Genomic DNA, 26595 nt, shown 5'->3' with positions numbered 1-26595 from the left:
CGCCCGCCCCCAGACGCGCCGCCGCTTCGCCGGCACCCGCCAGCAGATCCGTGGGGCCAAGACCTTCTACAAGGTCTGTGCGTGGATCACCGGCGTCATGCTGCTGCTGCTCGTGGCGGAGATGATCGCGAAGTACGGCTTCGGCAACGAGATCTTCGCCGGCGGGGTCACCGCGGACGGCGTGGAGAACACCGTCGGCTTCCACCCGGAGGACTCGGTCACCGGGGGAGTGAACCTCTCCAGCGCCATCCTGATCGCCCACGGCTGGATGTACGTGGTCTACCTGTTCGCCGGCTTCCGCGTGTGGAACTTCATGCGCTGGAACCCGCTGCGGCTGTTCCTCATGGCCGGCGGCGGCGTGGTCCCGTTCCTGTCCTTCATCGTGGAGAAGAAGATCGACCGGGACGTCGAGGCCGAGCTGCACCGCTTCCCGGACGCCGCCCTCCGCTACTGACCCGCCCCCGGCGCCCCGGCGGGGCTCCCGAGACTTGCCCACGACGGCGTCGGCTCACCAGAGCCGGGCGCGCGGCCGTCGTCGTCCCCCCGCCTCCGGTGGCTCGACTATCCTGGACGGGTGACTGAGAACGCACCCCTTGAGGAGAACGCCACCGAGCTGGCCGAGGTGATGCCGACCGTCCTGGTGCTGGACTTCGGCGCACAGTACGCACAGCTGATCGCCCGCCGCGTACGCGAGGCCAACGTCTACTCCGAGGTCGTCCCGGCCTCGACCCCCGCCGAGCAGATCCTGGCCCGCAAGCCTGCGGCTCTGGTGCTCTCGGGCGGCCCGTCCTCGGTCTACGAGGAGGGCGCCCCCCAGCTCGATCCGGCGCTGCTGGAGGCCGGCGTGCCCGTGCTCGGCCTCTGCTACGGCTTCCAGTCCATCGCGCATGCGCTGGGCGGCACCGTGGCGAAGACCGGCACCCGCGAGTACGGCTCGACGCGCCTGGAGACCGTGGAGTCCGACTCCGTGCTCTTCGCCGGCCAGGACGACGACCAGGTGGTCTGGATGTCCCACGGCGACGCCGTCACCGCGGCCCCGGAGGGCTTCGCCGTCACCGCCACCACCTCCGGTGCGCCGGTCGCGGCGTTCGAGGACCGCGAGCGCCGCATCTTCGGCGTGCAGTGGCACCCGGAGGTCGGCCACTCCTCGCGCGGCCAGGAGGTCATCTCCCGCTTCCTGCACGAGGGCGCCGGCCTGGGCTCGGACTGGACCGCCACGAACGTGATCGACGAGCAGGTCGCCCTGATCCAGGAGCAGATCGGCGACGCCCGCGCGATCTGCGCCCTCTCCGGCGGCGTGGACTCCGCCGTGGCCGCCGCCCTGGTGCAGCGCGCCATCGGCGACCGCCTGACCTGTGTCTACGTGGACCACGGCCTCATGCGACAGGACGAGTCCGCACAGATCGAGAAGGCCTTCGGCGAGTCCACCGGCGGCGCCCGCCTGATCATGGTCGACGCCCGCGAGGACTTCCTGAGCGCCCTCGCCGGCGTCACGGATCCCGAGCAGAAGCGCAAGATCATCGGCGAGCGGTTCATCCGCACCTTCGAGAAGGCCCAGGCGGACATCGTCCGGGAGTCCGCGGACGACCCGCACGCCCCGGACGTGAAGTTCCTGGTGCAGGGCACCCTGTACCCGGACGTCGTCGAGTCCGGCGGCGGCGACGGCACGGCGAACATCAAGTCGCACCACAACGTGGGCGGCCTGCCGGATGACATCGAGTTCGAGCTCTGCGAACCGCTGCGCGCCCTGTTCAAGGACGAGGTCCGTGCCGTCGGCTCCGAGCTGGGCCTGCCGGACGAGATCGTCTGGCGCCAGCCGTTCCCGGGCCCGGGCCTGGGCATCCGCATCATCGGCGAGGTCACCGCCGAGCGCCTGGACCTGCTGCGCGCCGCCGATGCGATCGTGCGCGCCGAGATGACCGCCGCCGGCCTGGACCGTCACATCTGGCAGTGCCCGGTGGTGCTCCTGGCGGACGTCCGGTCCGTGGGCGTCCAGGGCGACGGCCGCACCTACGGCCACCCGATCGTGCTGCGCCCGGTCACCTCCGAGGACGCCATGACCGCGGACTGGGCGCGCATCCCCGAGGACGTGCTCGCCCGGATCTCCAACCGCATCACCAACGAGGTCGACGGGGTCAACCGCGTGGTCCTCGACATCACCAGCAAGCCGCCGGGCACCATCGAGTGGGAGTGAGCGGCCGGGGCGACCGCCGTGGACTCGGGCCCAGAGGGTCCTTGCCCGCGGCGGTCGCACCGCCGTTCCCGCCCCGTCCGACACCGCCCGACGACCTCGCATCCCGCGCACCGTCCCCGCGTGGACCAGGAAGGACCGCACCGACCGTGACCGAGCACCAGTTCCCGCGCCTGAACCGGGCCCGCGCCGCCGCCTCCGGCGAGACCGCGGGCGACGAGCAGCGCCCGGACCCGGCCACCTGGGTCTCCTCGCTGGGCTCCGGGGCCGAGAACGACACGATGCTGCGGTTCGCCCCGTCGGCGCAGAACAGCATCGACGTCACGCAGGGCAACAGCTCCGGCCTGTCCCAGCTGATGCTCGGCCGCCGCACCCGCCTGTCCACGCTGCTGCGGTCCGAGGAGGAGCGCGAGCAGGCCCGCAGCGTCTCCCTGGCCCTGCGCGCCAAGGTCCGGGAGCTGTCCGAGGAGCGCGGCATCGACGTCGGCGCCCTCGCCGTGGGCGTCGCGTCCTGGACCGCGGTGGAGGACGGTCGCCGGGAGCGACGCTCCGCCCCCGTGCTGCTCGCCCGCGTGGCCACCGCCATGCGCCGTGGTGCCCGTGGCCGGGACGAGATGGAGGTGCAGATCATCGAGCACGCCGAGCTCAACCCGGCGCTCGTGCGCAATCTGCGCCGTCACCACGGCATCGAGCTGGACCCGGAGCAGTTCCGGCACGCCGCCTACGCCATGGCACGCCTCGAGCCGGCCCCGGCGCTGCACCTGCTGCAGGAGAAGGCCGGCCACCTCACCGACTTCGAGGTCGAGCACCGCCTGCTCATCTCCACGTTCGCGGACCTGGGGGACACGGCCCGTGTGCCCGAGTCCCTGGAGCACCGCCCCGTGGTGCAGGCCCTGTACGACGCCGACACCGGCATGGTCCCGCGCCGCCGGAGCCTCGAGGACACCGGCCTGCTCCCGGTGGCCCAGCGCCGGGCCGCGGACGAGCGCCACGTGCTGGACGCGGACCCGTCCCAGCAGCGTGTGCTGGACCATGCGCTCGCAGGGGAGTCGTTCCTCGTCCAGGCCGCCCCCGGCACCGGCCAGACCCAGACCGCCGCGAACCTGGCCGCCCAGCTGGCGTGGGACGGCAAGCGCGTGCTCGTGGTGGCCGAGCGCTCCGCGGCCCTCGAGGACTTCCAGGACCGCCTGGACTCCGTGGGACTGCGGGACATCGTGCTGGACGTGCCGGCCCACCCGGAGGCCGAGCCGCTGCGTCGGCAGCTCGTCCAGGCCGTGCTGCGTGCCGAGCGGGCGCCGGACCCGGAGACCGGCCCGCTCCAGCAGGAGCTCGCCGCGCACCATGCGCGCCTGTCCGAGCACGTCTCCTCGCTGCACCACGTGCGTCCGCGGTGGGGCTGCTCGCCGTACCAGGCCATGCAGGCCCTCGCCGCGCTGACCTCCCTGCCGACCTCCCCGTCCACCACGGTGCGCCTGAACCGCTCCGTGCTGGACTCCACCGTGAACCGCCAGGCCGTGGCCGAACAGCTGGTCCGCGCCGGCGAGCTCGGCGCGTTCTCCGCCGCCTCCACGCAGTCCCGCTGGTTCGGTGCGCGCGTGCGCAACGTCCAGGAGACCGAGGCGGCCACCGAGCTGGCGGAGGAGTTGGCCGCGCGCCTGGCGATCGCCCGCCGCGCCGTCGAGTCCGCCGCCGGCGAGGCCGGCCTGCGCCCGGCGGACACCGTGGCCGGCTGGGCCGAGCAGGTCGAGCTCTACCACGCCGTCCGCCGGTCCCTGCAGACCTTCACCCCGGAGGTCTACGCGCAGGATGTGCCCGCCATGGTGGCCGCCACCGCCTCGAGCTCGTGGCGCCGCGGCCACATGGTGGAGATGTCCTCGGTGACCCGCGCCCGCCTGCGCCGCGCCGCCAAGGACGTCGTGCGTCCGGGCGTCCACCCGGAGGACCTGCACGCCGCCCTCGTCCAGGTCGAGGAGCAGCAGGCCGTCTGGACCCGCTTCGCCGGAGGTCCGTCCACCCCCACCGCTCCGGGCATCACCGACCGCGCCCTGGACGCCGTCGCGGACGTCGTGGACCGTCTCGACCGCCTGCAGGAGGTCCTCGCCGCCGAGCAGACCGAGGACGTGCAGCTCGTGGACCGGGACGTGGACGAGCTCGCCGCGCTGGTGGACGGCCTCGTCGCAGACCGCGACACCCTCGCCTCCCTGCCGGAGCGCACCCTCGTGCTGGACCAGCTCCGGGACCACGGCCTGGACGAGCTGCTCCAGGACCTGCACCGTCGCGAGGTGCCGACCGCCGGCCTCACCAGCGAGCTCGAGCTCGCCTGGTGGCAGTCCGCCCTCGAGGCGATGATCTCCGGCGACGACTTCCTGGCCATGATGGACGGCCCGGCCCTCACCGGCGTCGAGCGCCGTTACCGCGAGCTGGACCGGGCCCACCTGGACTCCGGCGCCGCACGCCTGCGCCACCACCTCGGCACGCAGTGGAAGGAGGCCCTCGGCCGCTACCGCGCCGACGCCTCCGTGCTGCGCACCATGCTCAAGCAGGGCAGCGTCACCGTCTCCGGACTGACCACCCTCGCCCCCGAGCTGCTTCAGCCGCTGGTGCCGGTGGTCACCACCTCGCCGATGGCCCTCACGGAGTTCGGCGACGAGTGGGAGGCTGACGCGGTGATCCTGCTCGAGTCCGCGTCGACCTCGCTGGCCTCCGCCATGGGCGCCCTGACCCGTGCGAAGCAGGTCATCGCCTTCGGAGACCCGGTGCTCGGCCGCCCGCAGCCGTTCCAGGTCTCCGTGGACCCCACGGCCACCGCCGGCCCGCTGCGTCCGCTCACCTCCGCGCACAGCGCTCTCGAACAGGTCCTGCCGAGCGTGCCGCTGCGCACCATGCACCGCGGCCTCGAGCGCACTCTCGTGCGCATCCTGTCCGCCGCGGACTATGAGGGCGCCCTGGACGCCGTCCCGCACGCCGGCGAGCTCACCGGCCGCGACCGCCCCGTGGTGGCCCACTACCTCGAGGACGGCACCGGCATCCCGCTGACCGGCGGCGACGCCGTCGTGTCCACCGTCGCGGACGTGACCCGCACGGTCGAGCTGGTCTTCGAGCACATCCGCACCCGCCCGGAGAAGTCCCTGGCCGTCATCACGGTCTCCGAGCAGCACGCCCGGAAGGTCGCCGCCGCGGTGCGCGCCACCGCCGCGAAGAACCAGTGGGCCCTGGACTTCCTGTCCCGCGGCCGCGGAGACGACGACGCCCGCGAGCCGTTCGTGATCGCCCCGGTCGTGCGCGCCGCAGGCATCGTCCGCGACGAGGTCGTGTTCTCCCACGGCTACGGCCGCACCCCGCACGGCCGCGTGGTCCACCACTTCGGCGCCTTCTCCGACCCGGACGGCGCCCGTATGGTGGCCCTCGCCTTCACCCGCGCCCGGGAGCGCATGCACCTGGTCTCCGCCCTGCGCGCCGAGGACCTCGAGGAGGACCGCCTCTCCGGCGGCGCCCTGGACTTCTACCGGATCCTCCAGGCCTACTTCGGCGACGAGCAGCAGGCACCGGGCGCCGGCGTGCCGAACCCGCTCAACCAGGACCTCATCCGCCGCCTCGGCGAGCACGGGGCGAAGGTGTGGCCGCTGTTCGGGTCCGTCATGGACATGGCCGTGTGGGACCCGCAGGGCGAGTCCGCGCCGCTGGCACTTGCCTCGGACGGCGCGGACACCTACACGGCGCTGACCGTGCGCGAGCGGTCCCGCCTGCTGCCGGAGGCCCTCGAGGCCCGTGGCTGGGACCCGGTCACCCAGTGGACCATCGACGTGTTCGCTGACCCGGAGGCGCTGGCGGACCGCTATGCCGACCGTCTCGGCGTGGACGCCGACGCCGCGCACCTGGGCTGGACCGGTGAGGACGGGGACGCACAGCAGTGAGCGGGGACCCGGCGCCGGAGGGGCCGGAGCGGTCGGGGTCGGTCGGCGCTGAGAGGGACAGTGCGATGACCGGTGCGGACCGCTGGCCTGCGGCGACGCAGCCGGCCGAGCCTCGCCGTCGCCGTGGCCCGCGCCGCGCCTCGGTGCCCGGCACAGGACCGGCGGGAGCGGACGGTGCCGAGCCGCGCATCGTGGGGCTCAACGCGGAGCCGAGCGACGCCGTCGTCCCGGGGGCGGGCAGGCCTGCCGCGACCGATGCGCGCGGACGGTGGATCCTCGACCAGCGCCCGCCCCACTGGGGCTGAACGGGGCGACGCTGGGGCTGAACGGGGCACCGCTGGGGCTGAACGGGGCGCCGGACCGGGCGTCGGCACCCGACGACGAAGCCCTCGTTCCGATCCGGAGCATGAGAGGCATGCTCTAGATCGGAACGAGGGCTTCCGGATGCCTCGGCTCAGCCCGACGACGACGAGGCCGACGACGAGGCCGAGGACGAGGAGCTCGAGCCTGAACCCGATCCCGAACCCGCGCCCGAGCGCGAGGACTCCGAGGAGGAGGACCCGCCCGAGCTCCGCGAGTCGGTCCGGTAGAACCCGCCGCCCTTGAACGTCACACCCACGGAGCCGAACTGCTTGCGCAGCGTGCCGCCGCATTCGGGGCACTCGGTGAGGGAGTCGTCGGTGAAGGACTGGACGATGTCGAAGGCGTGGTCGCAGTCCTTGCAGCGGTAGGCATAGGTGGGCATGGGTTCCTCCGTGGGGGAGCGGTGCGTCGGTGCCGGTCGCGCCCGTGCGGGCCCGGCTCGATGCAGAATCCTAGTCCCGCTGCCCGGCACGGCCTGCGCCGGTGGGGTCCGCGTCGGCGAAAGGCGGGCCGAACCACACGAGCCCGTCCGCGGTGGCGACGCCGTGCACGGGCCGGTCCGTCGCCTCGGCCGGCACCTGACCGGCCGGCAGCACCTCGTCCGGGAACAGGAGCGCGACCCGGGGCAGCCGGTCCGGCAGCGCGGCGAGGGCACGGTCGTAGTAGCCGCCGCCCTGGCCCAGCCGCATGCCCGCCGAGTCCACCGCGAGACCGGGCATGATCAGCGCGGCGGCCGTGTGCAACGCCGACGTCGGCAGGCGCTCGCCGACCGGCTCCTCCACCGGGGCGTGGGCGGACCGGGCTGTGGCCACGCCGGGTGTCCACACCGTCCAGTCCATCCGCCTCCCCTCGGCCGTGACGGGGACGAGGACCCGGGCGTCGGCGGCGTGGAGGCGGGTGCGCAGGGACGCGGTGTCCGGCTCCGTGGGCATCGGCAGGACGGTCGCGACCGTGGTGTCCGCGCCGGCCGCGGCACGCTCGGCGATCCGCGGGCCGAGCCAGGACCACAGGTGTCCCACCGCCGCCTCGGACAGTCGGGCGCGCTCGGCGTCGTCCCGTTCCCGACGACGGCTGCGCACCTGAGTGCGCAGCCGCGCCTTGGCCTCGGCGCAGGTCTCAGGGGTGTCCATGTCCCTCATTGTGCCGCCTAGGATCGGGGGCATGTCCTGGCTGACCGACCCCTGGCCCGCCGTGCTGCGGCACGACACCCTGACCGTGCGCCCCCTGGTGCGCGGCGACCGGCGGGACTGGGAGGAGCAGCGCTGTGCCAACGCGGAGTGGCTGACCCCCTGGGACGCCACCAGCCCGGAGCCGGGGAGCGGTCCGACGACCTTCGCGCAGATGGTGCGGTGGTACCGCCGCTCGGCGCGGCAGGGGCTGTCCTACACCTGGGCGATGGCCCTGGACGAGGACGCTCCGGGCCGGGACCGCCTGGTGGGGCTGATCAGCCTCGGAGGCATCCAGGGCGGTTCGGTGCGCTCCGGTGCGGTCGGCTACTGGATCGACCGCCGCCAGGCCGGCCGCGGGCTGACTCCCACCGCCGTGGCCATGGTGACGGACTGGGCCTTCCACGGGCTCGGCCTACACCGGGTGGAGATCAACGTCCGCCCGGAGAACGCCCGCAGCCTGCGCGTGCCGGAGAAGCTCGGCTTCCGTCGGGAGGGGCTGCGTGAGCGCTACCTGCACGTGGCGGGCCGGTGGTGCGACCACATCAGCTACGCACTCACCGTCGAAGAGGTCCCGGACGGGGTGCTCGCGGGGTGGCTGGAGAGCCGCCGGAGAGGACCCGCCGGGGGCTGACCGCGGCCTGAATCCGGCGACTGCCGGTGTGTTCGAGACGACACGCCGCGGTGAATGACAACCGTGTGATTCCAGCCGCTACGCTGGAGGCATGGATGAGATCAACACCCTTGCGGCGGAGCTCAACGCCGTCCTCGGCGTGTTCTCCGACCTGCGCGTCAGCGCGTCGCTGGTGATCCTCGCCCTCACCCTCTGGCTCGGATGGAATGTGGTCACGGCCGAGCGCAGACGCGCCGACGCCCGTGAGGCACACGCCGCCGAGGCCGCTGCTTCCCCTGCCGCTGACGCGGCCGTAGACTCCGCTTCGACGACCTCGCCTCAGGAGGGGACACCCATGACCAGCGCGTCCGCGCCGGCGCCCAAGCGCCGCACCTTCCGCCTTCCCGCCGTCCGCCGCCCCTCCTTCGCCACCCGCCGCGCCGCTCCGGCCGGCGGCTTCCGTGTGCGCTGGGGCCGCACGGCCCTGTTCCTGGCCGCGGTCGCGCTGGCCGTGACCTTCCTCGTGACCGGTGTCGCCGCCGCCTTCGGCGCGGAGACCGTGACCGTCGCGGGATGGTCCCTGCTCGGAGCCCTTGCCGCGGTCGCCACCCTGCGCGTCCTGGCCGTCCGTGAGCGGAAGGCCCGTCGTGCCGCCCGCGCGGCCCGGGCCGAGGCCGAGGCCCACCGGGCGCCGGCCCACATCGCCCGCGGCGTGCACGTCGCCCGGTCCGCCGCCCGCACCGCCGAGCCGGCGGTGGAGAGGACCGAGACCGCCGCCCCGGTCGCTGCGGCGCCGGCGGAGAAGGCCGCCCCGTCCGTGGACGTCCGTCCTGCCGCCGCGCAGGCGGCACAGACCGAGGCCTCGGCCGCGGAGCAGGCGCTGCCGGTCCGGGTGGAGGAAGCACAGAAGCCCCGCACCGTGGTGCTGCCGACCGTGCCCCGCCCGACCTACCTCGACGCTCCGGAGATGCAGCGCTCCGCCCCTGCTCGCATCGAGACCGCCGAGAAGGTGCCCTCCGGCGACGTGCGCCTGGCCGACGGCGTCTCCGAGCTGCAGCGTCGTCGCCTGCGGGACCAGGCCACCCCGGCGCTCGACCTCGACTCGGTGCTGGCCCGCCGCCGCGCCTCCTGATCGTCCGCAGGCCGCTCACGGCCTCCGGCACCCGTCACCGCACCTGACGCAGAACGGCCCGCCTCCTCATCGCCGAGGAAGCGGGCCGTTCCGCGTCTGTGCCCGGGCCCTGTCCGTCAGGAGGCCGGCGGGTAGTCGTCCTCATGGGCGAGGCGATAACCGACGCCGCGGACGGTGACGATGCGGTCGGCGCCGATCTTGCCGCGCAGGTAGCGCACGTACACGTCCACCACGTTGGAGCCCGGGTCGAAGTCGTAGCCCCAGACGCTGTCCAGCAGCTGCTCGCGGCTGAGGGCCTGGCCCGGATGGCGCAGGAACTCCTCCGCCAGGGCGAACTCGCGGGCGGACAGGTCCACGCTCCTGCCGCCGATGCGCACGTCGTGGGCCACCGGGTCGAGCTCGAGGTCGGCGTGGCGCAGGACCGGGTCCTCCGGTGCCGCCGGGGCACCGCCGCCGGTGCCGCGCAGACGCAGCCGGACACGGGCGACCAGCTCGGCGAAGCGGAAGGGCTTCGGCATGTAGTCGTCTGCGCCGCCGGTGAGTCCGGAGACCGTGTCCTGGGCGGAGGAACGGGCGGTCAGGATGATCACGGGGACGTCCTCGTCATGCACCCGCAGCCGGCGCAGGACGTCGAAGCCGTCGATGTCCGGCAGCCCCAGGTCGAGGATGATGAGATCGAACGAGCCCGTCAGGGCGAGCCCGAGCCCCTCCTGACCGGTGTCCGCGACGGTGACGGAGAAGCCCTCCGCCTTCAGGCCCTTGGTGACGAAGCGGGCGATGCGCTCCTCGTCTTCGATGAGCAGGATCGGCGTCATGGTGTCGGTGCCTCCGGGGCTCGGTCCTTCGGTGGAGTGCGCAGGGGGATCTCCATGGTGAACACCGATCCGGTGCCCTCCACGGACTCGAGGCTCACGTGACCGCCGTGCGCGGCGGCGATCGCGGAGACGATGGTCAGGCCCAGGCCGGAGCCCTCCTGCCGGGTGCTGGCGCCGCGTCCGAAGCGCTCGAAGATGCGCTCACGGTCCTCCTGCGCCACGCCGATGCCCTGGTCACGGACCCACAGACGCAGGGTGTCCCCGGCGACGGCGGTGCCGAGCTGCACGCGGGTCCCGTCCTCCGAGTAGCGGACGGCGTTGGAGGCGAGCTGGAGCCACGCCTGGGTGATGCGCTGCACGTCCAGCATCGCGGTGGTCTCGGCAGCCGACTCGAGGAGCCACTCCCGCTCGCCCAGCTGCGCGGCCTTCTCCAGCACGGCGGAGGTCAGGGCGGCCACGTCCACGGCCTCGGGGGCCACGAAGTCCGGGCGTGCGGTCTTGGCCAGCAGGACCAGGTCGTCGACGAGCCGGCGCATGCGCTGCAGCTCGTCCAGGGAGATGTCCATGGACTCGCGGACGTCCTCGGAGTCCTCGGGGTCCATCACCTCGAGGTTGCCCTGCACGATGGTGATGGGGGTGCGCAGCTCGTGGCCCACGTCGTCCAGGAGCTGGCGCTGCGAGGAGAACGCCGCCTCGAGTCGCTCCAGCATCTCGTTGAAGCCCGTGCTGAGCTTGGCGACGTCGTCGTGTCCGGTCACCGGCACACGGCGGGAGAGGTCGCGCTCGGTGATCGTGCGGACCGTGGCGCTGAGCTGGTCCAGGGGGGTGAAGACCCGGCGCAGGAGGATCCAGGCCAGCAGGACGACCACCAGGGTGGACAGCAGGGCGGCCAGCGCATAGCCGGAGTACGTCTCCTGCAGTTCGTCGATCTCGGCCTCCACGTCGAAGGCCACCAGCAGTGCACCGCGGTCCTCGGCGGCGGTGCCGCCCACCGGGACGACGGCGGCCCGGTAGGTGGTCTGACGGGTGGTCAGTGTGGAGATGCGCACGACGTCCGAGTCCTCGCGCTCCAGGGCCCAGGCGACGAGCTCGGGGTCGTCCTCGAGACGCAGCTTGACCGCGTCCGCGGCGCCGAGGGTGGCCCGGCCGTTCTCCAGGCCGAGCAGGCCCTCGTTGCGGACGGGGAGGGTGCGGACCATGGCGACCTCGATGAGCTCGGACGCCGAGGAGATCGGCTTGCCGGTGTCCGGGACGACGCCGTTCTGGGACAGCAGGTTCAGCTCCGTGACCGTGCGGCCCAGGGCGTTCTCGATGCGCTCGTGCACCGAGGCCCGCTGCAGCAGGTAGGCCGTGACGCCGGAGAGGATGAGCGCCGCGATCGTCATAAGGACGAACAGGACGGTCAGGCGGACGCGGACGGGCGCGCCGGACCACCAGTGGCGGCGGGGCGACCGGTCAGTCGTCGTCCCAGTCGTCGTCATCGTCGTCCTCGTCGTCGTCATCGTCGTCTTCGTCGTCGTCATCTTCCCATTCGTCGTCCTCGTCGTCTTCGTCGTCGTCATCATCGTCGTCGAGGACGGTCGGCGGAGCAGCCGGAACGCGGGAGAAGGTGGGAGAAGGTGCCGAAGGCGTGGCCGGCTCCGGTCTCGGGGCCGGCGGTGTGACCGGCTTCGGGCTCGGGGCCGGCGCCGAGGCGGAGGCCCACTCCTGGCCTGGCACGGACGAGGTCTTCGCAGAGGCGGCCGACGTGGGCGCGGTCGCCGAGGCGGCCAGTGTGGGCGCGGCCGACGAGGAGGCGCCCGAGCCGGAGGCCGATGCCTCGGACGAGGCAGAGGCCCGGGACGTTGCCGAGGCGGTGGCACGCTGCGACTCCTCCTCGGCGAAGGAGGCGACGGCGGCCGATCGGGAGGCGTCGGCTGCCGACGGGGCATCGTCGTCGCCGTCGCGCCCGCGCTCGGACGGGGCGTGCGAGGCGTCCTGGCCCGGCGTGCCGAGGTGGATCTGAGGGCCCAGGTCCGTCTCCGACGGACGCAGGGACGGCATCGCGATGGCGACGGCGGCGGCGACAGCGATCAGGGCGATGAGCACGGCCAGCCCGACGCCGATGGCTCTCTTCGTGAACATGGCTCCATGCTCCGGGGCCGGGATGAGGCCATGATGAGAGGCCACATCGTCAGGGGACGTCGTCCTCCGCCGCCCGGTTCCCGGCGGCCCGGTTCCCGGCAGCCCGGTGCCCGGCCGGGGCGTCCGCCTCCTGCTGCAGCTGAAGCAGCCGCGCGTGGACGCGGGCGGCCGAGGTCTCGTCCCCGAGCCGCACGTGGCACTGCTCGAGGCCGGTCAGGGCGGCCAGGCGCACCAGGTGCGGGGCCTGGGCGTCGTCGGCCAGCAGGGAGAACAGGGTGACGCCGGTGTCCGGGGCACCGTCCTCGGCGGCCACGAAGGCGGCGAACAGCTCCGCCTGCCGTGCTCCGCCGGGGTCGTCGGCGTCCACGAACAGGTCGGCGGCCTGCAGGGCGGTGGAGACGGCCTCGTCGCCGCGGCGCAGGGCCCAGAGAGAGCGGGCACGGGTGTCCAGGTAGTCGGCCTCCTGCCAGCGGGCGGCCGATTCGCGGACCAGGGCGAGGGCCTCGTCCAGCATCGTCAGGCCGGAGGGGTCTCCGAGCTCGCAGGTGACGTAGCCCAGCGAGTGCAGGGCGATCGGCAGGACCGTGGGGTCCTCCTCCCGGACTTGCCGGGCCAGCTGCACGGCGCGCTCGAACAGGGCCTGTGCTCGGGGCCGCTGCGCCTCGTCCTGGCGGTTGAGCAGGGCGCCGGCGGCGAGCAGGGTGCGGGCGGCGTCGTCGGCGCGGCCGCAGTCCTCGAACAGGTCGGCGGCGCGCCCCCAGGCCTCGAGGGCGGAGTCGGTGCGGTCCAGCTCATGGTGGGCGTGGCCGAGGTCCACGAGGGCGCGCGCCTCGTCCGCCGCCGTTCCGGTGGTCCGGGCCCGGCGGACCACGGGGTCCAGCACGTCCACGGCCTCCTCGGCGCGGCCGTGCATGATCAGCTGGTGGCCCCACCAGTAGGTCAGCGTCGCGGCGTCGGGGGACTCGGCGCGCTCGGCGTTCACCGCGGCGATCTCCCACGCCAGCAGCGCCGCGCGGCTCGGGGCGGCGGAGGCCCCCAGCGCCCGGGCCACCAGGGCCGCCGCGGAGGCGGCGCCGCGGCGCAGTCCGGCCCGCTGCATCAGCTCCAGGGCCGCGATGCCCCAGTCCGCGGCATCGTCCAGTCTCTGCAGGGCATGGCAGGCCAGGGCCCGGACCAGCAGCGCGGAGGCCCGCACAGCACGGCCGCAGGGGCGGGCCAGCACATCGCAGGCGGCGTCCTGTGCCCCGTCCGGGTCCGAGGTCCAGAGGCAGAGGCGGCCGCGCAGCAGCTGGGCGGAGGCCAGCGAGCCCCAGGGCAGCACGTCGCCGGCCACCTTGATGCGGCGCATGTGAGCGATGGCCTCGTCCACGAGCTGCAGGGCGCCGGCGTGGTCGCCGTCCTGGGTGCGTGCCACGGCCAGGGCCGTGAGGGCCTCGGGGAGCACCGTGTCGGCGGTGGCCCCGGCACCGCGGAGGCGGGCACGCTCGTCCTCCACCACGCCGGCGAGCACCGTCGCCTCGAAGGAATCCGGCTCGTGCAGCAGGGCGGCGCCGAGCTGCAGCTCCACCCGGGCCTGCACGGGGCGGCCGAGCCGGCGCAGCAGCGCGGAGCGGGCCTCGAGCGCCGTGGAGAGCTCGTCCGCGTCCTGCGTGATGTCCGCGGCCACAGCGGCGGCGCGCCACAGGGCCAGCGCGCAGTCCGGTGCATCGCTGCCCGGGGCATCGAGGCCGGCGCGCGCTGCGGCGGCGGCGCGGGCGCCGTCGTCGCCGAGGGCGGCCTCCACGGCCACATCCAGCCAGCCCAGGGCGTCTTCCGCGCGGTCCGGGTCCGGCAGCCGTGCCGAGCGCGCCGTCTTCAGCGCACCGACGAGCCGCAGCTCGTTCCGGCCGGCGGCTGGCACCTCGGAGGCCGCGGCGGCCTCGGCCGCGGGGGAGGCCGCGTCCGAGGTGAGGTCGTCGGACCCGGGTGCGGGGCCGTCGTCGTGGTGGTGCACGGGGACACTCCTTTCCATCCGGACGAGGCGGGGCGGCGGCTGCCGCCGGGTCCGACCAGTATCCCAGGGCCCGCGTCCGCTGCGGGGCGCGGTGCGCAGGCCGCCGCCACGGCCACCGGGTGCGCCCGTAGACTGGGGGACCGTCCGACCCCGCGCCCCTCACAGGAGAGCCGACGTGTCCCAGCCCACCGGCACCGTGCCCGCCGCGGCCGTCCCGTTCCAGACGCGCGCCGGCGCCTATGCGCTGATCGTGCAGGATGACTCGGTCCTGCTCTCGGCGTGGCGCAGCCCGTCCGACGACGTCTACTGGACGCTGCCCGGCGGCGGCATCGAGCTGGGGGAGAGCCCGGAGCAGGCGTGTGTGCGCGAGGTCTGGGAGGAGACCGGGCACGACTGCCGTCTGGTCGGCCTGCTCGGCGTGACCACGGGCCACATCCCCGCCGCGAAGCGCCTGCGCGGAGAGCCGGTGGACCTGCTGACCGTCCAGGTGCTGTACCGCGGAGAGATCACCGGCGGGACCCTGCGTCCGGAGGTCGGCGGCTCGTCCCACGATGCCCGGTGGTTCGGCCTGGACGAACTGGACTCTGTCCTCACCTCCTCCTGGCTGACCAGTGCCCTGCGGCTCGGCGGCCACCTGCCGGCGGAGGAGGTCGCATGAGCCGCCGCCTGCGCGCCTTGGCCGGCGCCTGCGTGCTGGCCCTCGGCCTGACCGCCTGCACCGGGGACGACGAGCCGACGGGGCCGCCCGCGCCGCAGGGTCCGATCTCGGTGGCCCACACGGATGCCGTGGTGTCCGAGGCGGTGGCCGCCGTGGTCGAACGCCATCTGCGCAACCGCGGCCACGAGGTCGCGGAGTCCGAGCCTGTGCCGCAGCCGTGGGCGCGGACGGACCAGACGACCGTCGCCGTGGTGGACACCCTGGCCTATGCCCTGCAGGTGGCGCCGGAGAAGGTCATGCCGGAGCCTCCTGAGCCCACACCCGGCGCCTCCGGGTCCGCATCGGCGCAGAGCACGACGACGGACCCGTCGCCCTCCGGCACCGGCTCGCCGTCGTCGTCCCCGTCCGGGGACGGTGACGGAGAGTCCGCCGCGGCGTCGAGCACCGAGAGCCCGACGCCCACCCCCACCCCGCTGCCGAACGGCGAGTCCGCCATGGGCGCGGACAAGGTGGACCGGCTGATCGAGGAGCACCTGGCGGCGGAGGCCGAGCGGCGCCGCGCCGCCGCGGGCTCTGCCACGCCGTCCGAGGACGACGGCTCCGCGGGGACCGAGGCCGGCGGCACGCCCTCGGCCTCCGCCGAGCCCTCGGATGAGGTGACCGTGTTCGCGCCCTCGGCAGGCACCCTGCGCCTGACCGCGCTGGTCACGGCGTCCACGGCGTCCCGCCTGGAGCTGGAGACCATCGACGATCTCAACGTGCGGTGCGAGCCGCTCGTCGCCGCCGCCCGCGTGGACGTCAACAGCGAGGCCCGCCCGGAGGCCACGCGCCTGCTGCGCGAGCGCCTGGACCGCCTCTCCGGCTGCCGGCCGGATCAATGGCGTCCGGCGTACTCCGCGGTGACCGGTGACCTCGTCTTCGACCGCGCCCAGCTGGGCTTCGCCTACGGGATCGACCCGGCCGTGGAGGACGACGCCCTCGTGGCCCTGGAGGACTCCGGCCGCGTCCTCCCGGAGGGCCGCATCTCCGTGCTGGGCCAGGCCGAGCACTTCCCGAAGGCCACCCGCGAGGCGATCCGCGAGGTGATGGGCCGGATGGACGCCGAGGGGCTCACCGACCTGCAGGAGCTGGTCTCCGGCCCGGACGCGCTCAGCCCCGAGGACGCCGCCCAGTACTGGCTCGTGGACCGCGGCCTCGAGGACGCCCCGGAGGACTGGGTCGTGCCGCGGCCGGGATGGTTCTGACCCCGGAACCACGGCGGGCGCTCGGGTGCAGGGCATGACACGTGCTGGGCGGACGGCCCGGCCGGTGGAAGGATGGGGGCATGTCTTCCACCGGTGACCCCCGTCAGATCCGCCAGTCCTCCAAGCTGCTGGACGTCCGCTATGACGTCCGCGGCCCCATCCTGGAGGAGGCCCAGCGGATGGAGGCCGCCGGCCACCGCATCATGAAGCTGAACATCGGCAACCCCGCCCCGTTCGGCTTCGAGGCCCCGGACGCCATCCTGCAGGGCATGATCCAGCACCTGCCGCACGCACAGGGCTACTCGGACTCCAAGGGCATCTACTCGGCCCGCACCGCGGTCTCCCAGTACTACGAGTCCCGCGGCATCCGGGGCATCGGCGTGGACGACGTGTTCATCGGCAACGGCGTGTCCGAGATGATCTCCATGGTCCTCACCGCGCTGCTGGACGACGGGGACGAGATGCTGATCCCGTCCCCGGACTATCCGCTGTGGACGGGGGCGACCACCCTAGCCGGCGGCGTCGCCAAGCACTACCGGTGCGTGGAGGAGGAGGGCTGGCAGCCGGACCTGGAGCACATCGAGTCGCTGGTCACCGAGCGCACCAAGGGCCTGGTCCTGATCAACCCGAACAACCCCACGGGAGCCGTGTACTCCCGCGAGACCCTGCTGGGCATGGTCGAGATCTGCCGCCGCCACAACCTGGTGCTCATGGCGGACGAGATCTACGAGAAGATCACCTACGACGGCGCCAAGCACCTCAACGCCGCCGGCCTGTCCGACGACGTGCTCACCCTGACCTTCTCCGGCCTGTCCAAGGCCTACCGCGTGGCCGGCTACCGCTCCGGCTGGGTGGCCGTCTCCGGCCCGAAGCACCGCGCCAAGGACTTCCTGGACGGGCTGACGCTGCTGTCCAACATGCGCATGTGCGCCAACGTCCCGGCCCAGCACGCCGTGCAGGTCGCCCTCGGCGGCTACCAGACCATCGACGACCTGGTGCTGCCCGGAGGCCGCCTGCTGGAGCAGCGGAACCTGGCCCAGCGGCGACTGAACGACATCGAGGGCGTGAGCTGCCAGCCGGCCATGGGCGCCCTGTACCTGTTCCCGCGCCTGGACCCGGAGGTCTACGGGATCGAGGACGACGAGGGCTTCGTGCTGGACCTGCTGAAGGCCAAGAAGATCCTCGTCTCGCACGGCCGCGCCTTCAACTATGAGGACACCGACCACTTCCGTCTGGTCACTCTGCCCAGCGTGGAGGACCTCGGCATCGCCCTGGACCGTCTCGAGGACTTCCTCGCGGACTGGCGCGAGCGCCGCGTGTGACCACCCGGGCCGAGAGATGCAGGGAGAGACCGTGGGCAAGAAGAAGGACGACAAGGCGGGCCGACCCGCCCGTGCCACCGACGACGACGGCGTCTTCGACGCCCCCGCGCGGGAGCTGTTCGCCGCCCGCCGCGGGGACGAGGTCCGGGGCCCGGCCGACGTCGACGCCGCCGCGACGCCCGGCTACGGCGGGGACAAGCCGAAGGGCAAGAAGGACCTGGCCGCGCGCGGCCGGGCGCTCGCCGACCTGCAAGAGCTGCTGTTCGCCCAGTCGGTGCGCGAGGCGCCCCTGGGGGAGGTGCCGTCCCTGCTGGTGATCCTGCAGGGCATGGACACCGCCGGCAAGGGCGGGATCATGCGCCACGTGATCGGGGCGATGGACCCGCAGGGCCTCCACCTGCACGCGTTCAAGGCGCCGACCCCGGAGGAGCGCGCCCACGACTTCCTGTGGCGCATCCGACCGCACCTGCCGCGGCCGGGCCTGGTCTCCGTGTTCGACCGCTCCCACTACGAGGACGTGCTCGTGCACCGCGTGCGCGGGCTCTCCCCGCTGGCCGAGGTGGAGGAGCGCTACGGGGCGATCCGCGAGTTCGAGGCGGCCGTGCGCGCCGCCGGGACGCGGATCGTCAAGGTGATGCTGCGGATCTCGCCGGAGGAGCAGGCCGAGCGCCTGCTGGCCCGCCTGGACGACCCCACGAAGCACTGGAAGTTCAGCGAGGGCGACCTCGACGACCGCGCGTACTGGGACCAGTACACGGACGCGTACCGGATCGCGATCGAGCGGACGGACACCGAGGACGCACCGTGGTTCATCGTGCCGGCGGACCGCAAGTGGTTCGCGCGGCTGGCGGTGCAGCAGCTGATCATCGAGACCCTGCAGGGGATGGGGCTGGACTGGCCGGAGGCGGACTTCGACGTCGCGGCGGCCCGCCGTCGGCTGCTGGCGGGCTGAGCGCCGCCGTCGCGGTGGGCGGGGCCGTGGTGGTCGGGCCTTGCCAAGCCCGGGGTCGCGGTGAGTGGATAGTGGAACACCGGGCGCCGCAGAGGCGCGCCGGACCCGATCCGAAAGGTGGACTCATGACTGAGAACGCTGCCCAGAACGCCCCGCTGACCGGCAAGACCGTCGCGTTCCTCGCGACCGACGGTGTCGAGCAGGTCGAGCTGACCTCCCCGTGGGAGGCCGTGATCGCCGCCGGCGCGACCCCCGTGCTCGTCTCCCCGAAGTCCGGCACCATCACCGCGATGCAGTCCGACTGGGAGCACGGCGAGTCCTTCGAGGTGAACACGACGGTGAAGGACGCCAAGGCCGAGGACTTCCACGGCCTCGTGATGCCGGGCGGCACCCTGAACGCGGACGCCATGCGCGTCAACACGGACGCGCAGGCGTTCGTGCGTGCCTTCTTCGAGCAGCACAAGCCGGTGGCGGCCATCTGCCACGCCCCGTGGACCCTGATCGAGGCCGGCGTCGTGGACGGCCGCCGTCTGACCAGCTACGCGTCCCTGCAGACCGACCTGAAGAACGCGGGTGCCCAGTGGGTGGACGAGGAGGTCGTCGTGGACAACGGGCTGACCACTTCGCGCAGCCCGGAGGACCTCGACGCCTTCAACGCCAAGCTCGTGGAGGAGCTGGGCGAGGGCAAGCACGAGGACCAGACCGCCTGACCGACGTCGGGCGTAAGTCGCGCGGGGGCGGGGGCCGATGGCCCCCGCCCCCGCCGTTTCCCGAACGATAGCGCCGCGGAGGCCGCCGCTTCCCGAACGAAGGCGGGGGCGGGGTCAGTCGGCGTCGGGGTCGGCCTCGCCGCGCACCTGGTCGAGGCGGGCGCGGGCGCCGTCGAGCCAGGCCTGGCAGCGATCGGCCAGCGCCTCCCCGCGCTCCCACAGAGCCAGGGACTCCTCGAGGCCGGCGCCACCGGCCTCCAGCCTCCCCACGGTCTCCACCAGCTCGGCCCGCGCCTGCTCGTAGCTCATCCGGGCCACGTCCGAAACGTCCGCGGAGGTGAAGCCCTCCACGCCGCTGGGGCGGCCCGCGTCCTGCGTCTGCTCCATGCCCTGCTCACTCATGCCTGTCGTGTCCTCTCCTGGGATGGGGGCGGGGTGGTCCGATGCGTCGCGACGACGTCCGCGGCGATCCGCCCGGCCGCCACGAGGATGTCGAGCCGGTCGTCCGAGGCGACCTGGTCCGCGTCACGCACGACATGCCCGGCGTGCTGGACCACCGCGTAGCCGCGGTCCAGCGTGTGCTGCGGGGACAGGGCGCGGACGCGGGCGCGCAGCTGCGTGAGGGCGTCCTCCTCGCGGACGAGCCGGTGGCCCAGGGCAGACCGGCCGCGCTCGCGCCACCGGTCTGTCTCCTCCTGCCGGGTGTCCACCATCACATGCGGGCGGGCCAGCACGGGCCGGGACCGCAGGGCCGAGAGCCCCTCGGCCTCGGTGCGCACGCGTCGCTCGACGGCCGCGGCCAGCCGCAGGCGCGCATCCGCGAGTCCCGCGGCCTCCTGGGCCGCGTCCGGGACGATCCGCTTGGCCGCGTCCGTGGGCGTGGACGCGCGCAGGTCGGCGACGTCGTCGAGGACCGGGCGGTCCGCTTCGTGGCCGATCGCCGAGACGACGGGCGTGCGCGCCGCTGCCACGGCGCGCACCAGCGCCTCGTCCGAGAAGGGGAGCACGACCTCCTCGAGCGCGCCGCCGCCGCGGGCGATGACGATGACGTCCACGGCCGGGTCGGCGTCGAGCTCGGCGAGCGCGGCGGCCACCTGCCGAGGAGCCTCGGCACCCTGCACCGTGACCTCACGGATCTCGAACTCGGCGCCGGGCCAACGCAGCAGGGTGTTGCGCAGCACGTCCTTCTTCGCGTCCGAGTCGCGGCCGGTGATGAGCCCGATCCGGTGGGGGAGCAGAGGCAGGGGCCGTTTGCGCGCGGGGGAGGTCAGCCCCTCCTCGGCGAGGGCCCGGCGCAGCAGCTCCACGCGGGCCAGCAGATCGCCGAGGCCGACCGGGCGCATCTCGTGCACGTTCATGGACAGGCGCCCGGCCTTGAGCCAGAAACTCGGCTTGACGCGCGCCACCACCCGGGAGCCCTGCTGGACGGTCCCGTCCAGGGTCATGGCGACGTTCCGCCAAGCGGTGAGCGGCAGGGAGACCTCCTCCTCGAGGTCCCGCATGGTCATGTAGACGTTGCCGCGGTTGTTCTTGAACTCGATGAGCTGGCCCTCGATCCACGTGGCGGGGGCGCGCTCGATGTGGGCCTTGAGGTTCTTGGAGAGCCGGGCCAGCGGCCAGGGGTTGTCCGGGGACGTGTCTGCGGCGCGTTCGGGCACGGCGGCCGGGCCGTCGCCCGCGAGGTCCGGGATCTGCTCCATGCGTCTGCCTCCGCTCTGTTGGGTCTCGTCCTGACTATCAGTACCCTGGGACACGGTAGCGCGGGTGTGGAGGTCACCCGGCCGAACCCGAAGAGGAGCCGCGTGGCCCGTCGTATCGTGTCCCTGCTGCTGGCTGTCCTGGCCGGCCTCGCCGGCGTACTCGCCGTCGTCGGTGCCGCCGTCGACCAGGCGATCCGCGAACCCGAGCTGACCCACACCGCCGTGGACCGCGTCATGGAGGATCCGGACGTGGAGGACGCCGCCCCCCGCTTCGTGCTGGACCTGGTGGAGGCGGCCCTGCCGCGGGAGATCTCCCTGGTGGCCGGCGACCTGATCCGGGAGGTCACCGACCACAGCACCGGTGCCGCGCTGGAGGACGAGCGCGTCCGTGCGGGAGTGGTCGAGTCCGCCGAGCAGGCCCGTGCGGACTGGGCGGACCGGCTCGACGCCGGCGAGGTGCAGTCCGGCAGCGACTCCGATGCAGGCACGCTGACCGTCCCGCTCGGCCCGGTCGTCTCCCACGTGGGCGTCGGCCTCGTGGACGACCTCGCCGACGGCACCGCCGACCTGCTCGGCAACGACGACGGCTCGCTCGTCGTCCCCGGCGGCAGCATGTTCGGTGTGGAGATGCCGGAGACGGACCTGGCCGTCCTGTTCGACCGCGCCCGGGACGGGATCCGCGAGTTCGCCGGGCAGGACCGGCTCTCCGTGCTGGTCCACGTGGGCGGAGACGACGCCCTCGTCTCGGTCTCCTCGTCCCTCGCCGACGCCCCCGCGCTGATGCGGGCCTCGGCCCACTGGGTCTGGGCCGCGGTCGCCGCCGCGGTGCTCGGCCTGGCCGCCGTGATCCTCGGCCCCGGCCGGTGGCGCGGCATCGCGATCGCCGTGGTCGGTCTGCTGCTGGTCGGCGGGGGACTGGCGATCCCTGAGGCGGTGGCCTCCCCGGATCTGGTCCGCCTCTCCGTTCCGGAGGACGCCCCGCGCTCCCTGGCCGATCTCACCGAGGCCGTCGACGGGGTCGTGCGGTCCGCGGTGGCCGACTCCTTCGGCCCGAGCACGACGGGACTGCTGTTCGGAGGGGGAGCGGCCGTCGTCGTGGGTCTGCTGTGGGCGGCGCTCGCCGAGCGCCGCCGGCGTTCCTGACGGCCACGGCAGGGGCCGCCCCGCCGGGTGGACCCGACCGATAGAGTGGTGGGCATGTCCACCCCCACCACTGCATCCGCCCCCGTCTCCGTCGGCCTCGGCATGCCTCATGTGCCTCGCGTGCGCCGCAGCCGCGAGGAGATCGAGGCCGCCGCACCCGTCGCCGGCAACAAGCGTGTCCTGCTCGCCGCCCCGCGCGGCTACTGCGCCGGCGTGGACCGTGCCGTGATCGCCGTGGAGAAGGCCCTCGAGGTCCATGGCGCCCCGGTCTACGTGCGCAAGGAGATCGTGCACAACCGCCACGTGGTGGACTCGCTGTCCGAGCGTGGCGTGGTGTTCGTCTCCGAGCTGGACGAGGTGCCCGAGGGCGCCGTCACCGTCTTCTCCGCCCACGGCGTGTCCCCGGCCGTGGTGGCGGACGCCGCGCAGCGGAACCTGCAGACCATCGACGCCACCTGCCCGCTGGTGACCAAGGTGCACCGCGAGGCCGTGCGCTTCGCCAAGCAGGACAAGCAGATCCTGCTGATCGGCCACGAGGGTCATGAGGAAGTCGAGGGCACCTACGGCGAGGCCCCGGAGCACACCATCGTCGTCAACGACGTGGAGGAGGCTCGCACCGTCCAGGTCGAGGACCCGGACAACCTGATCTGGCTGTCCCAGACCACCCTGTCCGTGGACGAGACCCTGGAGATCGTCTCCGTGCTGCGCGAGCGCTTCCCGAACCTCCAGGACCCGCCGTCGGACGACATCTGCTACGCCACCTCCAACCGGCAGGCCGCGGTGAAGGTCATCTCCCCGGAGGTGGACCTGATGATCGTGGTCGGCTCGGCGAACTCCTCCAACTCGGTGCGCCTGAAGGAGGTCTCCCTCGAGTACGGTGCCGCCCGTGCCGAGCGCGTGGACTTCGCACACCAGGTGGACGAGTCCTGGTTCGAGGGCGTGGCCACCGTGGGCCTGACCTCAGGTGCGTCCGTGCCGGAGGTGCTGGTCCAGGACGTCCTGGCGCTCCTGGCGGACTACGGCTACGCGGACGTGGACGAGGTGGTCACCGCGGAGGAGGACATCATGTTCTCCCTGCCCAAGGAGCTGCGCGCCGAGTTGAAGCGGATCGGGGACGAGGACCGCAACCTCGGAGGACGCCGCCGCGACTGAGCGGGGCCGCCGGCGGCGAGCCAGAAGGTTGGGCACGGTCCCAGCGGCGAGCCAGAAGGTTTGGCTGGTTGGTCGTGGTGTGAAGTGGCCAGTTCTTCTGGTTCGGCGTCTCGGTGGCGAGCCAGAAGGTTTGGCTGGTTGGCCGTGGCGTGAAGTGGCCGGTTCTTCTGGTTCGGCGCCGCCGTTTCTTCTGGTTCGGCGCCGGCGCGTCCGTGCCCCGGGAGCGCCGCCCCGGGGCACGGTGGCGTCAGTAGGTGAGGCCGAAGACCCAGACGAGCAGGGTCATGGAGGCGGCGATGATGAGCACGGTCGCGATCAGGTTGATCCAGACGCCGCCCTTCACCATCTGGCCCACGGTCACGTAGCCGGAGCCGAAGGCGATGGCGTTCGGCGGGGTGGCGACCGGGAGCATGAACGCGCACGTGGCGGCGAGGGCCACCGGGGCGCACAGCATCAGCGGATCGATGCCGGTGCCCATGGCCACGCCGGAGGCGACCGGGAGGAACGTCGCGGCGGTGGCGGTGTTCGAGGTCATCTCGGTCAGGAGCAGGATGCCGACGGCCGCGACGGCCACCAGGACGATCACCGGGATGCCACCGAGGCCGGCCACCTGTTCGCCGATCCACTCGGACAGGCCGGAGTCCCCGAACTGCTTGGACAGGGCCAGGCCGCCGCCGAAGAGGAGCAGCACGCCCCACGGCAGCTGGATGGCGGACTCCCAGTCCAGCAGGCGCACGCCGCGCTGGGCGTCGCCGCCGGCGGGCAGCAGGAAGAGCAGGATGCCGACGGCGATGGCGATGCCGGCGTCTGCGATCGGGGCAGAGTCCAGGCCCAGGACGTACTCGGACACCAGCGGCACGGCCACCCAGGCCAGGGCGGCGAGGACGAACAGGGCAAGCACGCGCCTTTCGCCGGAGGACATGGGGCCGAGCTTGGCCTTCTCCTCCCGGATGAGGTCCTGTCCGCCCTCGATCTGATCGATCTCCGGCCGGAACAGGAGCTTGGTGAGCACGAACCAGCAGGCGACCATGAGCAGGATCGCCACCGGCATGCCGACGAGCATCCACTGGGCGAAGCCGATGTTCACGCCGTGGGTCTCGCGCATGAAGCCGGCGAGCAGGGTGTTCGGCGGGGTGCCGATCAGCGTGCCGAGGGAGCCGATGGATGCGGCGTAGGCGATGCCGAGCATCAGGGCGGTGCCGAAGTTGGACTTGGTCAGCTTCTGGAGCTGCTGGTCGTCCATCTCGGCCGGGTCCTGTTCGAGCTCCTCGTCGGAGAGGTCCGCCTCGACGGCCTCGGCCTCGGCGCCGGTGGCGTACCGCTGCACCAGCATGAGCACGGAGATGCCGATGGGGAGCATCATCACGGCGGTGGCGGTGTTGGACACCCACATGGAGAGGAAGCCGGTGGCGATCATGAAGCCGGCGATGAGGTTCGCGGTCTTCGAGCCCATGGTGGCGAGCACGGACAGCGCGATGCGGCGGTGCAGGTTCCAGCGCTGCATGGCCAGGGCCAGCATGAAGCCGCCCATGAAGAGGAAGATCGTGTCCGCGCCGTAGGAGGCACCGACGGCGGAGACGGACACTCCTTCGCCCTCCGGGGTCTCCGCAGCGGGGACGAACACGGGGAAGAGCACCAGCGGCAGCAGCGAGGTGGCCGGGATCGGGATGGCCTCGGTCATCCACCAGATCGCCATGAGCACGGCGGTGCCAGCGATCAGGCGCGGCCACACGCCGATGTCCGCCGGCATGAGGAAGAAGAGCAGCAGGCCGAGGGCGGGGCCGAGCAGGAGGCCGATGATGCGGTTGCGGACGGTGCCCCCGGGGACGGCCTCGGCGCGCATGCCGGGTGAGAGCTCCTGGGCGAAGTCCTTCGCCTTGGTCTGGGGGTCGTACTTCTTGAGGTGGTCACCGTGGACGGTGGACCGTGGCGACGAGGATGACATGGCCACTCCTTTGTGCAGTCAGACGGGGTGCCCTGGCGGTGTCGGCGGAGGGCATGTGGTCCTCCTGTGACGTTCCTGCCCACAAGGTAACAGCGCGACAGCCGGGAATGTGCTCTGTGTCACGCGTTTCGGTCCAGCCTGTCCAGCCCGTGCGGGTCAGCGCCGCCCGTCGGACTCCTGGCCCTCAGTGCCGTCCGGCCAGAGCTCGCCCTGCTGCGCGGTGAGCTCGGGCGCGGAGAGCGGGCGGGGCAGCTGCTCCACCGGCGCGGCGCCGGAGAGCGGGGGCTCCAGCTGCGGGTCCAGCTCCTGGATCCGCCGTGCGGACGGCAGCACCCGGCTCTCCAGGGTGCCGAGCAGGCGGTTGTAGTGCTCCACGGACTTGCCGAGGGAGGAGCCCAGTTTCGTCAGGTGGCCGGCGAGGGTGCCGAGACGGTCGTAGAGCTGCCGGGCGGCGGCCACCACCTCGTGCGCGTCCTCGGCGATGCGCTCCTGCCGCCAGGCGTGCGCCACGGACTTCAGGGCCGTCAGCAGGGACACCGGGGCCACGAGGGCCACCCCGCGGGAGAAGGCGTGGTCCAGCAGGCCGGGGTCCTCCTCGAGTGCGGTGGCCAGCAGGGACTCTGAAGGGAGGAAGCACAGGACCAGCTCCGGGCTCTCGTCCAGCCCTGACCAGTAGGACTTCTGGGCGAGGGCGTCCACGTGGCGGCGCACGGCCGCGGCGTGGCTGGCCCGCAGCTGCTCCCGGCGTTCGCGGGCATGGTCGTCGTGTTCGTCCGCCAGGTGCTGGGCGGCCACACCGTCTGCGGCGGGGGCCTTGGCGTCCACGGCCAGGGCCTTTCCGCCGGGCAGGTGCACCAGCAGGTCCGGGCGCAGTCGCTGCCCGTCGGCGCCTGAGAGCGTGACCTGCTCGGAGAAGTCCGTGTGCGCCACCATCCCCGCGGCCTCCACCACGCGGCGCAGCTGCACCTCGCCCCAGTGGCCGCGTGCGGTGGTGGACCGCAGGGTGGAGAGCAGCTCGGTGGTCCGGTGCATCAGCGCCGAGTCCGTCCGCGCCGCCTGGCGCAGCTGCTCCCCGAGGGCGGCGAACTGGTCCACGCGGTCCCGTTCCAGCACGGCCACCTGTTCCTGCAGGTGGCGCATGCGCTCACCCATCGGTGCCAGGGCCTTGAGCACGTCCGCGTCCCGCCGGCGGGCGTCCTCCTGTTCCTGCCGGCCCTGCTCGAGCATCCGTACGGACGTCTCCGCGCGGGCGAGCCGTTCGTGGGCCTGCGCGGCCTCGTCCGCGGCGCGCTCGGAGCGACGGCGCAACTCCTCCTCACGCAGGCGGGCACGGGAGGAGAGCAGCCAGGCGGCCAGCCCGGCGCCGAGTACCAGGCCCAGGCCGAGGCCCAGGATCAGGGAGAAGACGTCCATGCATCCCAGGGTGCCACCCGCCGCGGACAGGGTAGGCCGTCGTCG

Annotated in this window: 22 protein-coding genes; 12 read left to right on the top strand and 10 right to left on the bottom strand. The window is 73.3% G+C overall.

Features of this window, described 5'->3' with window-relative positions; all coding sequences use genetic code 11:
* From FM125_RS07315 to FM125_RS07305, 3 genes are all read left to right on the top strand, one after another.
* The coding region (locus FM125_RS07315; protein WP_087134145.1) for a DUF3817 domain-containing protein at window positions 1-454 on the top strand (454 nt) is incomplete at its 5' end.
* 120 nt (window positions 455-574) lie between these two features.
* Entirely contained in the window at window positions 575-2194 is a 1620-nt protein-coding gene (gene guaA / locus FM125_RS07310) for a glutamine-hydrolyzing GMP synthase (RefSeq protein WP_067191939.1), read from the top strand.
* A gap of 146 nt (window positions 2195-2340) precedes the next feature.
* Window positions 2341-6105 (top strand): hypothetical protein, encoded by a 3765-nt coding sequence (locus FM125_RS07305; RefSeq protein ID WP_087134144.1) that lies wholly within the window; start codon window positions 2341-2343, stop codon window positions 6103-6105.
* 454 nt (window positions 6106-6559) lie between these two features.
* Here FM125_RS07305 and FM125_RS07295 read toward each other — a convergent pair whose 3' ends face one another.
* Entirely contained in the window at window positions 6560-6850 is a 291-nt protein-coding gene (locus FM125_RS07295; RefSeq protein ID WP_087134143.1) for an FmdB family zinc ribbon protein, read from the bottom strand.
* Between the two features lie 70 nt (window positions 6851-6920).
* Window positions 6921-7598, bottom strand: coding sequence for a 5-formyltetrahydrofolate cyclo-ligase (locus FM125_RS07290; protein ID WP_070637613.1), 678 nt, complete (start codon window positions 7596-7598; stop codon window positions 6921-6923).
* Window positions 7599-7629: 31 nt separating this feature from the next.
* On the opposite strand from FM125_RS07290, the gene FM125_RS07285 reads away from it, so the two are divergent.
* A complete protein-coding gene (locus tag FM125_RS07285) occupies window positions 7630-8268 on the top strand; it encodes a GNAT family N-acetyltransferase (RefSeq protein WP_070637615.1) in 639 nt (212 codons plus the stop codon).
* Between the two features lie 91 nt (window positions 8269-8359).
* Entirely contained in the window at window positions 8360-9379 is a 1020-nt protein-coding gene (locus FM125_RS07280; protein WP_087134141.1) for a hypothetical protein, read from the top strand.
* A gap of 116 nt (window positions 9380-9495) precedes the next feature.
* On the opposite strand, the gene FM125_RS07275 is transcribed toward FM125_RS07280, so the two are convergent.
* The 4 genes from FM125_RS07275 to FM125_RS07260 are packed head-to-tail and all read right to left on the bottom strand — an operon-like array spanning window position 9496 to window position 14311.
* Window positions 9496-10194 carry a response regulator transcription factor gene (locus FM125_RS07275; RefSeq protein WP_067191743.1) on the bottom strand — a complete coding sequence of 233 codons (699 nt, stop codon included), beginning with the start codon at window positions 10192-10194 and terminating at the stop codon, window positions 9496-9498.
* Window positions 10191-11717: a sensor histidine kinase gene (locus FM125_RS07270; RefSeq protein ID WP_245829882.1), complete on the bottom strand. Its 1527-nt coding sequence runs from the start codon at window positions 11715-11717 to the stop codon at window positions 10191-10193. The genes FM125_RS07275 and FM125_RS07270 overlap by 4 nt, the downstream gene beginning before the upstream one ends.
* A complete protein-coding gene (locus FM125_RS11995; RefSeq protein ID WP_087134139.1) occupies window positions 11650-12318 on the bottom strand; it encodes a hypothetical protein in 669 nt (222 codons plus the stop codon). The genes FM125_RS07270 and FM125_RS11995 overlap by 68 nt, the downstream gene beginning before the upstream one ends.
* Before the next feature lie 49 nt (window positions 12319-12367).
* On the bottom strand, window positions 12368-14311 hold the full coding sequence (locus FM125_RS07260) for a hypothetical protein (RefSeq protein WP_143745279.1): 1944 nt from the start codon (window positions 14309-14311) through the stop codon (window positions 12368-12370).
* Window positions 14312-14486: 175 nt separating this feature from the next.
* Between FM125_RS07260 and FM125_RS12270 the strand changes: the two genes are divergently transcribed.
* From FM125_RS12270 to FM125_RS07235, 5 genes are all read left to right on the top strand, one after another.
* The gene (locus tag FM125_RS12270; protein WP_143745277.1) at window positions 14487-14969 is read left to right on the top strand and encodes an NUDIX hydrolase; all 483 of its coding nucleotides are present in this window, start codon (window positions 14487-14489) and stop codon (window positions 14967-14969) included.
* Window positions 14966-16213: a type 2 periplasmic-binding domain-containing protein gene (locus tag FM125_RS07250; protein ID WP_087134136.1), complete on the top strand. Its 1248-nt coding sequence runs from the start codon at window positions 14966-14968 to the stop codon at window positions 16211-16213. The genes FM125_RS12270 and FM125_RS07250 overlap by 4 nt, the downstream gene beginning before the upstream one ends.
* A gap of 80 nt (window positions 16214-16293) precedes the next feature.
* The gene (locus FM125_RS07245; RefSeq protein ID WP_087134135.1) at window positions 16294-17535 is read left to right on the top strand and encodes a pyridoxal phosphate-dependent aminotransferase; all 1242 of its coding nucleotides are present in this window, start codon (window positions 16294-16296) and stop codon (window positions 17533-17535) included.
* Window positions 17536-17551: 16 nt separating this feature from the next.
* The gene (locus FM125_RS07240; RefSeq protein ID WP_087134134.1) at window positions 17552-18487 is read left to right on the top strand and encodes a PPK2 family polyphosphate kinase; all 936 of its coding nucleotides are present in this window, start codon (window positions 17552-17554) and stop codon (window positions 18485-18487) included.
* A 125-nt stretch (window positions 18488-18612) separates the two neighbouring features.
* Entirely contained in the window at window positions 18613-19197 is a 585-nt protein-coding gene (locus FM125_RS07235; protein ID WP_087134133.1) for a type 1 glutamine amidotransferase domain-containing protein, read from the top strand.
* 114 nt (window positions 19198-19311) lie between these two features.
* On the opposite strand, the gene FM125_RS07230 is transcribed toward FM125_RS07235, so the two are convergent.
* A complete protein-coding gene (locus FM125_RS07230) occupies window positions 19312-19599 on the bottom strand; it encodes an exodeoxyribonuclease VII small subunit (protein WP_067191757.1) in 288 nt (95 codons plus the stop codon).
* Entirely contained in the window at window positions 19596-20897 is a 1302-nt protein-coding gene (gene xseA / locus FM125_RS07225; RefSeq protein ID WP_087134132.1) for an exodeoxyribonuclease VII large subunit, read from the bottom strand. Before xseA ends, FM125_RS07230 begins: the two co-directional genes overlap by 4 nt.
* A 102-nt stretch (window positions 20898-20999) precedes the next feature.
* Between xseA and FM125_RS07220 the strand changes: the two genes are divergently transcribed.
* Together FM125_RS07220 and FM125_RS07215 are read left to right on the top strand one after the other, a co-directional pair.
* Window positions 21000-22040: a hypothetical protein gene (locus FM125_RS07220; RefSeq protein ID WP_067191761.1), complete on the top strand. Its 1041-nt coding sequence runs from the start codon at window positions 21000-21002 to the stop codon at window positions 22038-22040.
* A 54-nt stretch (window positions 22041-22094) separates the two neighbouring features.
* A complete protein-coding gene (locus tag FM125_RS07215; RefSeq protein WP_067191767.1) occupies window positions 22095-23192 on the top strand; it encodes a 4-hydroxy-3-methylbut-2-enyl diphosphate reductase in 1098 nt (365 codons plus the stop codon).
* A gap of 247 nt (window positions 23193-23439) precedes the next feature.
* Here the strand turns inward: FM125_RS07215 and FM125_RS07210 are convergent, their stop codons facing one another.
* Both FM125_RS07210 and FM125_RS07205 read right to left on the bottom strand, forming a co-directional pair.
* Window positions 23440-25137: an SLC13 family permease gene (locus FM125_RS07210; RefSeq protein WP_087134131.1), complete on the bottom strand. Its 1698-nt coding sequence runs from the start codon at window positions 25135-25137 to the stop codon at window positions 23440-23442.
* A gap of 156 nt (window positions 25138-25293) precedes the next feature.
* Window positions 25294-26550: a DNA recombination protein RmuC gene (locus FM125_RS07205; RefSeq protein ID WP_087134130.1), complete on the bottom strand. Its 1257-nt coding sequence runs from the start codon at window positions 26548-26550 to the stop codon at window positions 25294-25296.
* Window positions 26551-26595 lie beyond the last annotated feature (45 nt).

The sequence above is a fragment of the Micrococcus lylae genome, assembly GCF_900163825.1.
Classification (GTDB): domain Bacteria; phylum Actinomycetota; class Actinomycetes; order Actinomycetales; family Micrococcaceae; genus Micrococcus; species Micrococcus lylae.
The sequence above is the reverse complement of the archived record's forward strand: the minus strand, read 5'-3'. Positions and strand labels throughout refer to the sequence as shown.

What these genes read in the sequence shown, in the direction of transcription:
- FM125_RS07295 (WP_087134143.1), bottom strand. Translation starts at nt 6,850, where the DNA reads ATGCCCACCTATGCCTACCGCTGCAAGGACTGCGACCACGCCTTCGAC.
- FM125_RS07290 (WP_070637613.1), bottom strand. Translation starts at nt 7,598, where the DNA reads ATGGACACCCCTGAGACCTGCGCCGAGGCCAAGGCGCGGCTGCGCACT.
- FM125_RS07285 (WP_070637615.1), top strand. Translation starts at nt 7,630, where the DNA reads ATGTCCTGGCTGACCGACCCCTGGCCCGCCGTGCTGCGGCACGACACC.
- FM125_RS07280 (WP_087134141.1), top strand. Translation starts at nt 8,360, where the DNA reads ATGGATGAGATCAACACCCTTGCGGCGGAGCTCAACGCCGTCCTCGGC.
- FM125_RS07275 (WP_067191743.1), bottom strand. Translation starts at nt 10,194, where the DNA reads ATGACGCCGATCCTGCTCATCGAAGACGAGGAGCGCATCGCCCGCTTC.
- FM125_RS07270 (WP_245829882.1), bottom strand. Translation starts at nt 11,717, where the DNA reads ATGACGACGACGAAGACGACGATGACGACGACGAGGACGACGATGACG.
- FM125_RS11995 (WP_087134139.1), bottom strand. Translation starts at nt 12,318, where the DNA reads ATGTTCACGAAGAGAGCCATCGGCGTCGGGCTGGCCGTGCTCATCGCC.
- FM125_RS07250 (WP_087134136.1), top strand. Translation starts at nt 14,966, where the DNA reads ATGAGCCGCCGCCTGCGCGCCTTGGCCGGCGCCTGCGTGCTGGCCCTC.
- FM125_RS07245 (WP_087134135.1), top strand. Translation starts at nt 16,294, where the DNA reads ATGTCTTCCACCGGTGACCCCCGTCAGATCCGCCAGTCCTCCAAGCTG.
- FM125_RS07240 (WP_087134134.1), top strand. Translation starts at nt 17,552, where the DNA reads ATGCAGGGAGAGACCGTGGGCAAGAAGAAGGACGACAAGGCGGGCCGA.
- FM125_RS07235 (WP_087134133.1), top strand. Translation starts at nt 18,613, where the DNA reads ATGACTGAGAACGCTGCCCAGAACGCCCCGCTGACCGGCAAGACCGTC.
- FM125_RS07230 (WP_067191757.1), bottom strand. Translation starts at nt 19,599, where the DNA reads ATGAGTGAGCAGGGCATGGAGCAGACGCAGGACGCGGGCCGCCCCAGC.
- xseA (WP_087134132.1), bottom strand. Translation starts at nt 20,897, where the DNA reads ATGGAGCAGATCCCGGACCTCGCGGGCGACGGCCCGGCCGCCGTGCCC.
- FM125_RS07215 (WP_067191767.1), top strand. Translation starts at nt 22,095, where the DNA reads ATGTCCACCCCCACCACTGCATCCGCCCCCGTCTCCGTCGGCCTCGGC.
- FM125_RS07210 (WP_087134131.1), bottom strand. Translation starts at nt 25,137, where the DNA reads ATGTCATCCTCGTCGCCACGGTCCACCGTCCACGGTGACCACCTCAAG.
- FM125_RS07205 (WP_087134130.1), bottom strand. Translation starts at nt 26,550, where the DNA reads ATGGACGTCTTCTCCCTGATCCTGGGCCTCGGCCTGGGCCTGGTACTC.